This window comes from Pseudenhygromyxa sp. WMMC2535 (assembly GCF_011083025.2).
The window spans coordinates 1-6679 of record NZ_JABJWV010000020.1 but is presented as its reverse complement, the minus strand read 5'-3'; the positions used below and the strand labels follow the sequence as shown (position 1 = coordinate 6679).

7 protein-coding genes and 3 pseudogenes are annotated in these 6679 nt (G+C 66.7%); 7 read left to right on the top strand and 3 right to left on the bottom strand.

Features of this window, described 5'->3' with window-relative positions; translation table 11 throughout:
• Nucleotides 1-349, bottom strand: a 349-nt coding sequence (locus G6O69_RS38550) for an NAD(P)H-dependent oxidoreductase (protein WP_176397401.1), incomplete at its 3' end; no start/stop codon positions are given.
• Between the two features lie 394 nt (nucleotides 350-743).
• Here G6O69_RS38550 and G6O69_RS42675 point away from each other — a divergent pair.
• The 3 genes and pseudogenes from G6O69_RS42675 (at nucleotide 744) to G6O69_RS38530 (ending at nucleotide 3413) form a co-directional block, all read left to right on the top strand.
• Nucleotides 744-2146 (top strand): annotated as a pseudogene (locus G6O69_RS42675) (lysine 2,3-aminomutase).
• Nucleotides 2147-2430: 284 nt separating this feature from the next.
• Nucleotides 2431-2682: a hypothetical protein gene (locus G6O69_RS38535; RefSeq protein WP_176397399.1), complete on the top strand. Its 252-nt coding sequence runs from the start codon at nucleotides 2431-2433 to the stop codon at nucleotides 2680-2682.
• On the top strand, nucleotides 2667-3413 hold the full coding sequence (locus G6O69_RS38530) for a mechanosensitive ion channel family protein (RefSeq protein ID WP_176397398.1): 747 nt from the start codon (nucleotides 2667-2669) through the stop codon (nucleotides 3411-3413). Before G6O69_RS38535 ends, G6O69_RS38530 begins: the two co-directional genes overlap by 16 nt.
• 34 nt (nucleotides 3414-3447) lie before the next feature.
• Here G6O69_RS38530 and G6O69_RS42670 read toward each other — a convergent pair.
• Nucleotides 3448-3831: pseudogene (locus tag G6O69_RS42670) on the bottom strand (mechanosensitive ion channel family protein); the annotation flags it as partial.
• A 22-nt stretch (nucleotides 3832-3853) separates the two neighbouring features.
• On the opposite strand from G6O69_RS42670, the gene G6O69_RS41265 reads away from it, so the two are divergent.
• From G6O69_RS41265 to G6O69_RS38520, 3 genes are read left to right on the top strand one after another with little or no spacing between them, the layout of a single operon-like run.
• Nucleotides 3854-3982, top strand: coding sequence for a hypothetical protein (locus G6O69_RS41265; protein WP_255216858.1), 129 nt, complete (start codon nucleotides 3854-3856; stop codon nucleotides 3980-3982).
• On the top strand, nucleotides 3975-4169 hold the full coding sequence (locus G6O69_RS38525; RefSeq protein WP_176397397.1) for a hypothetical protein: 195 nt from the start codon (nucleotides 3975-3977) through the stop codon (nucleotides 4167-4169). Before G6O69_RS41265 ends, G6O69_RS38525 begins: the two co-directional genes overlap by 8 nt.
• A complete protein-coding gene (locus G6O69_RS38520; protein ID WP_176397396.1) occupies nucleotides 4151-4363 on the top strand; it encodes a hypothetical protein in 213 nt (70 codons plus the stop codon). The genes G6O69_RS38525 and G6O69_RS38520 overlap by 19 nt, the downstream gene beginning before the upstream one ends.
• Before the next feature lie 126 nt (nucleotides 4364-4489).
• Here G6O69_RS38520 and G6O69_RS38515 read toward each other — a convergent pair.
• Nucleotides 4490-5888: pseudogene (locus G6O69_RS38515) on the bottom strand (lysine 2,3-aminomutase).
• A 284-nt stretch (nucleotides 5889-6172) separates the two neighbouring features.
• Here G6O69_RS38515 and G6O69_RS38510 point away from each other — a divergent pair.
• Nucleotides 6173-6679 (top strand): NAD(P)H-dependent oxidoreductase (locus G6O69_RS38510; RefSeq protein ID WP_176397395.1); only part of this gene is annotated, 507 nt, incomplete at its 3' end.

The window sequence follows — 6679 nt, the reverse complement described above, 5'->3', positions numbered from 1 at the left end:
GCGATGCGACGGACGCGGTCGATGACCCGGCGTCGCGGAGCTCTCCGGCCTCGTAGGCGGTCGCGGTCGCGGCCGCGTGGAAGGGGAGCACGAAGCCGTGGCACCACTGAAAGCAGTTCTTGACCGCGGTGATCGACATGTCTCCAGTGCCACCGCCGGTCGAGGCGACCACGCCCGCGAACTTGCCGGCGAGCTCCGGGTAGAGGAAGTCGAACCAGTTCTTGAGCGCGCCGCTCATGCTGCCGTGATACTCGGGCGTGCCGAGGATGAAGCCGTCCGCCCAGGCCGCAGACTCGCGGACCTCGATGACGGCGGGGTCTTTGGCCTGGTCCGCGTCACCCCAGACCATGACGGGCAGGGGGTGCGTTCGAGGGAGAGCTCGCGGACCTCGGCCCCCGCCTGGCGGGCGGAGTTGGCGGCGAGCGCCGTCAGTTGTTCGAGCTTTCCATCGACGCGGCTCGAACCGCAGACCACGAGGATCTTGGGCGTCATGGACGCTGTTTAGACCGGCTGTGTCGAAGGGGCAACGAAGGCCGTGTCAGCTTGCATGTTCGCGGGAATTCTGGCATAGCCAAGCACCGTTGAAGCTCGTCGAGTCGTGACTCATGTCATGGCGCGATGGGTTTCCGGGCGCGCTCGCGCTCGCTTTTTGACACTCCAATCCGCGCCGGAAGCCTCACGAGGCCCCGGTGGCGAAGGCCAGACCGCGCGCCCATAGCGTCCACGGTCCCCGTTGTTGAAGCATGCAACATCCTGCCCCCGACGTATTGCCTCGATATCGTGCCATCACCCGCGCCAACGTCCACGAGACCCCACAATGGGCCTGGTTGACGGAGGATCAGCGAGAGGCCCTGCGCGTGGTCTCTACGGTCTTGCCCTTCAGACCAACCAATACGTGATGCGCGAGCTGATCGACTGGCGGCGCGTCCCGGACGACCCGATCTTTCAGCTGACCTTCGTGCGCCGGAGATGCTCGACACCGAGGACTACGCGACCATGGCGAGGCTGCTGCGCGCGGGCGCAGACAAGGCGGAGGTCGACGCTGCGGCCAACCAGATCCGGGCGCGGCTCACCCCCATCCCGCAGGCCAGCTGACCCACAACGTGCCGGTGCTCGACGGCCAGCGCCTCGACGGGATGCAGCACAAGTATCGCGAGACGCTGCTCTTCTTCCCCAGCCAGGGGCAGACCTGCCACGCCTACTGCACCTTTTGCTTCCGCTGGGCGCAGTTCGTGGGGCTCTCGGATCTCAAGTTCGCCTCGCGGGAGACGGGCGCGCTGATCGCCTACCTCCAGGCCCACCCCGAGATCAGTGATCTGCTGGTCACGGGCGGCGACCCCATGGTGATGCGCACCAAGGCGCTGCGTCGGACCCTCGAGCCGCTGCTCGATCCTCGCCTCGAGCTCGAGCACCTCGACAACATCCGCATTGGCACCAAGTCCGTGGCCTACTGGCCGCAGCGCTACGTCCACGACAAGGACGCCGACGACCTGCTGCGCTTCTTCGAGCAGATCGTCGCCTCGGGCCGTCACCTGACGATCATGGCCCACTACAACCACCCGCGGGAGCTGAGCACCGAGGTCGCCCGCAAGGCGATCGCACGGATCCGCAGCACGGGGGCGCAGATCCGCATGCAGTCGCCGCTGATCCGCCGGATCAACGACAGCGCGGACGCCTGGCCGAGCTGTGGCGCACGGGCGTGAGCTTGGGCTGCGTGCCCTACTACATGTTCATCGAGCGTGACACGGGGCCCAAGGGCTACTTCGAGGTCCCGCTGGTGCGCGCCTGGGAGATCTTCCGTGACGCCTACAGCCAGGTCTCCGGCCTGGCGCGGACCGTCCGTGGCCCGTCCATGTCCGCCTTCCCGGGCAAGGTCGCCATCGACGGCGTGACCGAGGTCGCGGGCGAGAAGGTGTTCGCGCTGCAGTTCCTCCAGGCGCGCGACCCGAGCTGGGTGCGCAGGCCCTTCTTCGCCGCCTACGACCCCGAGGCGTCGTGGCTGGGCGATCTGCGCCCCGCCTTTGGGCGCGAGCGTTTCTTCTTCGAGGAGGAGGGCTTCGAGGAGGAGGGCGACGCGCCCAAGCGCGCGCCCAGGCGCTCCCTGCCCACCCTTCAGAATTTCTCCGAACAGTCGCTGGGGAGCTGAGGCGGGTTCGAGTCCCGCTTTGGCTGAGAGCCGTGGCCTGGTGGCCACGGCTTTCATTTTGTCAGTGGATGCGATAGGAGCCCGCGAGGGGCGATAGATGAAGAACCTTCTCGACTACGAGCTCTTCGCGGGACCAACCCCAGCGGTGAGGCCTACATCGTCACGGTGGAGGACCTCGGGATCGCGCTGTTGGTCGTCATCGTCGGCCTGGCGCTGTCCTGGACGATCAAGCGGGTGTTCTCGGCGCTGGCCAAGCGGGCCCGACCGGGTCCACGCGCGAGGCGGTGTTCAGCGCCTTCGACGGCCCGCTGCGCTGGATCTTCCTCGTCGCGGCCCTGTGGGTCAGCTACCTGCTGGCCACCCACCAGCCGATCCGCGCGGGCCTGCTCTCGCCGATCTTCCTGGCCACCGAGCTGCCCTTCTTGATCTGGTTCGCCAACCAGCTGATCAACAACTTCACGGCGATCTGGGGCGAGAGGCCGAGAACACCGAGGGGACCTTCGACGACCAGCTCGTCCCGGTGGTCAGCACCCTAGCCAAGGTGCTGATCGTCGTCGTCGGCGTGCTCTTGGTGTTCCAAAACCTCGGCTACCAGGTCGGCTCGCTGCTCGCTGGCCTCGGCCTGGGTGGCGCGGCCATCGCCTTGGCCTCGAAGGACACCATCGCCAACTTGTTCGGCTCGATCGTGATCTTCGTCGACCGCCCGTTTCAGGTCGGCGACTGGGTCGAGATCGGCGAGCACGAGGGGACCATCGAGGAGGTCGGGCTGCGGGTCACGCGGATCCGCACCTTTGCGAACAGCCTGATCACCATCCCCAACTCCACGCTCACGACCACGGCGATCAACAACTGGTCGCGGATGCAAAAGCGGCGCATCAAGCTGACCATCGGCGTGACCTACGACGCCACCCCGGACCAGCTCAAGGCGGCCGTCGACGGCATCCTCGAGGCCCTGCATGGCGATCGGCGCATCGCCCAGGACTTCATGCTGGTCAACTTCACGAACTTCGGGGCGAGCAGCCTCGAGATCTTCGTGTACTGCTTCACGCTGACCACGCGCTGGGACGAGTACATGCAGATCCGCGAAGAGGTGCTGTTCGAGTTCATGCGCCGGCTCCACGACCTCGGCCTGAGCTTCGCCTTCCCGAGCCAGAGCCTGTACATCGAGTCCATGCCGCCTGGGGGCGCCCCGGCGGCATGGACTCGATGTACAGGCTCTGGCTCGGGAAGGCGAAGCTCAGGCCGAGGTCGTGGAGCCGGCGCATGAACTCGAACAGCACCTCTTCGCGGATCTGCATGTACTCGTCCCAGCGCGTGGTCAGCGTGAAGCAGTACACGAAGATCTCGAGGCTGCTCGCCCCGAAGTTCGTGAAGTTGACCAGCATGAAGTCCTGGGCGATGCGCCGATCGCCATGCAGGGCCTCGAGGATGCCGTCGACGGCCGCCTTGAGCTGGTCCGGGGTGGCGTCGTAGGTCACGCCGATGGTCAGCTTGATGCGCCGCTTTTGCATCCGCGACCAGTTGTTGATCGCCGTGGTCGTGAGCGTGGAGTTGGGGATGGTGATCAGGCTGTTCGCAAAGGTGCGGATCCGCGTGACCCGCAGCCCGACCTCCTCGATGGTCCCCTCGTGCTCGCCGATCTCGACCCAGTCGCCGACCTGAAACGGGCGGTCGACGAAGATCACGATCGAGCCGAACAAGTTGGCGATGGTGTCCTTCGAGGCCAGGCGATGGCCGCGCCACCAGGCCGAGGCCAGCGAGCAGCGAGCCGACCTGGTAGCCGAGGTTTTGGAACACCAAGAGCACGCCGACGACGACGATCAGCACCTTGGCTAGGGTGCTGACCACCGGGACGAGCTGGTCGTCGAAGGTCCCCTCGGTGTTCTCGGCCTTCTCGCCCCAGATCGCCGTGAAGTTGTTGATCAGCTGGTTGGCGAACCAGATCAAGAAGGGCAGCTCGGTGGCCAGGAAGATCGGCGAGAGCAGGCCCGCGCGGATCGGCTGGTGGGTGGCCAGCAGGTAGCTGACCCACAGGGCCGCGACGAGGAAGATCCAGCGCAGCGGGCCGTCGAAGGCGCTGAACACCGCCTCGCGCGTGGACCGGGTCGGGCCCGCTTGGCCAGCGCCGAGAACACCCGCTTGATCGTCCAGGACAGCGCCAGGCCGACGATGACGACCAACAGCGCGATCCCGAGGTCCTCCACCGTGACGATGTAGGCCTCACCGCTGGGGTTGGTCCCCGCGAAGAGCTCGTAGTCGAGAAGGTTCTTCATCTATCGCCCCTCGCGGGCTCCTATCGCATCCACTGACAAAATGAAAGCCGTGGCCACCAGGCCACGGCTCTCAGCCAAAGCGGGACTCGAACCCCGCCTCAGCTCCCCAGCGACTGTTCGGAGAAATTCTGAAGGGTGGGCAGGGAGCGCCTGGGCGCGCGCTTGGGCGCGTCGCCCTCCTCCTCGAAGCCCTCCTCCTCGAAGAAGAACGCTCGCGCCCAAAGGCGGGGCGCAGATCGCCCAGCCACGACGCCTCGGGTCGTAGGCGGCGAAGAAGGGCCTGCGCACCCAGCTCGGGTCGCGCGCCTGGAGGAACTGCAGCGCGAACACCTTCTCGCCCGCGACCTCGGTCACGCCGTCGATGGCGACCTTGCCCGGGAAGGCGGACATGGACGGGCCACGGACGGTCCGCGCCAGGCCGGAGACCTGGCTGTAGGCGTCACGGAAGATCTCCCAGGCGCGCACCAGCGGGACCTCGAAGTAGCCCTTGGGCCCCGTGTCACGCTCGATGAACATGTAGTAGGGCACGCAGCCCAAGCTCACGCCCGTGCGCCACAGCTCGGCCCAGGCGTCCGCGCTGTCGTTGATCCGGCGGATCAGCGGCGACTGCATGCGGATCTGCGCCCCCGTGCTGCGGATCCGTGCGATCGCCTTGCGGGCGACCTCGGTGCTCAGCTCCCGCGGGTGGTTGTAGTGGGCCATGATCGTCAGGTGACGGCCCGAGGCGACGATCTGCTCGAAGAAGCGCAGCAGGTCGTCGGCGTCCTTGTCGTGGACGTAGCGCTGCGGCCAGTAGGCCACGGACTTGGTGCCAATGCGGATGTTGTCGAGGTGCTCGAGCTCGAGGCGAGGATCGAGCAGCGGCTCGAGGGTCCGACGCAGCGCCTTGGTGCGCATCACCATGGGGTCGCCGCCCGTGACCAGCAGATCACTGATCTCGGGGTGGGCCTGGAGGTAGGCGATCAGCGCGCCCGTCTCCCGCGAGGCGAACTTGAGATCCGAGAGCCCACGAACTGCGCCCAGCGGAAGCAAAAGGTGCAGTAGGCGTGGCAGGTCTGCCCCTGGCTGGGGAAGAAGAGCAGCGTCTCGCGATACTTGTGCTGCATCCCGTCGAGGCGCTGGCCGTCGAGCACCGGCACGTTGTGGGTCAGCTGGCCTGCGGGATGGGGGTTGAGCCGCGCCCGGATCTGGTTGGCCGCAGCGTCGACCTCCGCCTTGTCTGCGCCCGCGCGCAGCAGCCTCGCCATGGTCGCGTAGTCCTCGGTGTCGAGCATCTCCGGCTGCACGAAGGTCAGCTGAAAGATCGGGTCGTCCGGGACGCGCCGCCAGTCGATCAGCTCGCGCATCACGTATTGGTTGGTCTTGAAGGGCAAGACCGTAGAGACCACGCGCAGGGCCTCTCGCTGATCCTCCGTCAACCAGGCCCATTGTGGGGTCTCGTGGACGTTGGCGCGGTGATGGCACGATATCGAGGCAATACGTCGGGGGCAGGATGTTGCATGCTTCAACAACGGGGACCGTGGACGCTATGGGCGCGCGGTCTGGCCTTCGCCACCGGGGCCTCGTGAGGCTTCCGGCGCGGATTGGAGTGTCAAAAAGCGAGCGCGAGCGCGCCCGGAACCCATCGCGCCATGACATGAGTCACGACCTCGACGAGCTTCAACGGTGCTTTGGCTATGCCAGAATTCCCGCGAACATGCAAGCTGACACGGCCTTCGTTGCCCCTTCGACACAGCCGGTCTAAACAGCGTCCATGACGCCCAAGATCCTCGTGGTCTGCGGTTCGAGCCGCGTCGATGGAAAGCTCGAACAACTGACGGCGCTCGCCGCCAACTCCGCCCGCCAGGCGGGGGCCGAGGTCCGCGAGCTCTCCCTCGAACGCACCCCCCTGCCCGTCATGGTCTGGGGTGACGCGGACCAGGCCAAAGACCCCGCCGTCATCGAGGTCCGCGAGTCTGCGGCCTGGGCGGACGGCTTCATCCTCGGCACGCCCGAGTATCACGGCAGCATGAGCGGCGCGCTCAAGAACTGGTTCGACTTCCTCTACCCGGAGCTCGCCGGCAAGTTCGCGGGCGTGGTCGCCTCGACCGGCGGTGGCACTGGAGACATGTCGATCACCGCGGTCAAGAACTGCTTTCAGTGGTGCCACGGCTTCGTGCTCCCCTTCCACGCGGCCGCGACCGCGACCGCCTACGAGGCCGGAGAGCTCCGCGACGCCCGGGTCATCGACCGCGTCCGTCGCATCGGCCACGACGTGGCC

Bases quoted from the DNA above. Each gene is read 5' to 3' on its own strand.
- G6O69_RS41265 (WP_255216858.1), top strand. From the start codon at position 3,854: ATGGTGTCCTTCGAGGCCAGGCGATGGCCGCGCCACCAGGCCGAGGCC.